This is a genomic window from Bacillus chungangensis, assembly GCF_030812995.1.
GTDB classification, from domain to species: domain Bacteria; phylum Bacillota; class Bacilli; order Bacillales; family Bacillaceae_C; genus Bacillus_CF; species Bacillus_CF chungangensis.
This window is the reverse complement of the sequence record NZ_JAUSTT010000055.1, coordinates 1-2,185: the sequence shown is the minus strand read 5'-3', so window position 1 is coordinate 2,185 and position 2,185 is coordinate 1. Positions and strand designations below refer to the sequence as shown.

General features: G+C 36.1%; 2 protein-coding genes. Both read right to left on the bottom strand.

The window, feature by feature from the left end; translation table 11 throughout:
* Nucleotides 1-130: 130 nt before the first annotated feature.
* The gene (locus tag J2S08_RS22275; protein ID WP_307233542.1) at nucleotides 131-592 is read right to left on the bottom strand and encodes a DUF420 domain-containing protein; all 462 of its coding nucleotides are present in this window, start codon (nucleotides 590-592) and stop codon (nucleotides 131-133) included.
* Between the two features lie 37 nt (nucleotides 593-629).
* The gene (ctaG, locus tag J2S08_RS22270; RefSeq protein ID WP_307233544.1) at nucleotides 630-1,550 is read right to left on the bottom strand and encodes a cytochrome c oxidase assembly factor CtaG; all 921 of its coding nucleotides are present in this window, start codon (nucleotides 1,548-1,550) and stop codon (nucleotides 630-632) included.
* Nucleotides 1,551-2,185 lie beyond the last annotated feature (635 nt).

The window sequence follows — 2,185 nt, the reverse complement described above, 5'->3', positions numbered from 1 at the left end:
TCGGGAATCGTTTTTACCTAGGTAACGTATTCCAACCTTTAACAATTCATTTGTGTAGCAAAGCTACACAAGGTGCGACTGCCCGTCGCACATGAGAAAGCGCCTGTGCCATTTCACAGACGCTTTTACGCTATGTTCCTAATATCGCTTTAATAACAGACGTTGTTTCCCCACCAGTGTAAATAACATAAAGAAGCAAGTAAACAGCTACCCCAGTAATTCCTGTGCAAAACCATACAATACTCGTAAATGGCCCTATCTTTCGGTGGGTGTGCACTTTATTTTTCATCCCAGTATATAATGAGATGATTCCGAGCACAGCACCAATAGTAGCTAGAGTAATGTGAAAGATAAGAAATAGCGTGTAATAAATTTTAATGTGATCGGGACCGCCGAATGATGTATTGCCTACAAATATCGTTCTGCTTGCATAAATAATAAAAAACAAAATAGCAAAAATTCCAGCTAAAGTCATTGTTTTCTGATGTTTTTCAAGTTGCCCTTTTCTAATAAAACGCCAACCAAAAGCAACTAAAACAGCACTGATAACGATAAATGCTGTACTTATTGTTGGTAAAAGATAAAATGTCATTCTTTTTCCCCTCAGGATATTTATATTTTTAAAAAATTTATTTGCTTTGAATTGGGTGCAGCTCAGCTTTTTCCAAAAGTGCTGCTTCTGTAATTTTATCAGCATCCTGCTGTTCCTTCTTAAACCACTGGAAGAAGATCTTTGCTAAGACGATACCATAAACAATTTCTTGAATAATTTTCATCACAACGCCGCCCAATTGCTGATCCTCTAATACTGGCAAACTTGAAAATAATTCTGGTCCACTTAAATTCAATCCTGAAAGCGTTCCAACAGGCACACATAGCTTCATTGATTCCAGCCATATAGATGCATCTGAATAGGTCGCATAAACAGGATTATTTGCAAAGATAATTAAAGCACATGCTGGCGTCAACAAAACACCGTCTGCAAATAAATACCCTACTTTCTTTAATCCATGTAATTGGTGATGACCAGGCAGTTTGTTGATTAAAGGCCACCACATAAAGATTGCAAAGATAAATAGGACAAACGTGTATGTGCCGTGTAAAGTTTGACTTAACTTGATTGTATCAAAAACAAGTGGAATATGGTAAAAAGAAAACATTAAATTAAACAAGACTACAGAAATAATTGGTCTCGTAAAAAATTTAAATACTTGCTTTATTACTGGCAATGAGAGAAAACTTTCCCAGAGCCAATTGGGTATTGCTAAAATCAATAATGGTGGAACGACTAAATAAAGAAGGGCCATCTGCACCATATGGAAAGAAAACATAATATGCCCCATTAAATCAAGTGGTGAACCTTTAATGAAATAAAGAAGAATCATAGCAATCATAAAAAAAGTCGCTTCTTTACGTTTCAACGGTTCACTATACTTAAAATCTTTACGCCACTTTACAGTGATTAGAAAATAAATCGTTATCAAAAATAAAATAGCGACAATAAAGAAGGGACTCCATAATGCCTGAAAACCAAAAATACTAATGGGCATTGCTTTCACCTCTTTTTCAGTGATCGTAGGGTCCAATCCCTCTTTTACAAGCAGGAAATTCATTTGCAAAAACATATATCCATTCTTTATCAATATGAAAACAAATGAAAATAAATCTTTCAAAAAGTTTACGAATAAGTACAGAACCTTCTTTCAGAAATTAAGCAAGGGAAATAACTAGTATATGCGGCCACCGAATGCTTAATAGATTCTAAAAACTTTTTGAACAATCTCTCAAAAGTGATCAGTTATCCCTAGCCTTCATTATACCTGATGTTTGAATCCTGTTTCAATGTAGGCAATTGACAAGTTATTGAACTTTTTCAAAAAGTCAAAGAACCAGTCGTGAGGACTGGTTCTTTTGACTTTTCATTCAGATTCAGTGCCTCTACAGGCACTGACGCTTTTCTTTGTCCAGCTTTCAGTGCCTAGCCTCTCGAGTCAAATTTTGTTTCTTTTTGGAGGAAGAACACCTCCATAAAGAAGCAAGCATTTGATTTTCGAGGCTATACAGGCACTGACGCTTTTCTTTGTCCAGCCTTCAGTGCCTAGCCTCTCGAGTCAAATTTTGTTTCTTTTCGGAGGAAGAACACCTCCATAAAGAAGCAAGCATTTGATTTTCGAGGCTATACAGG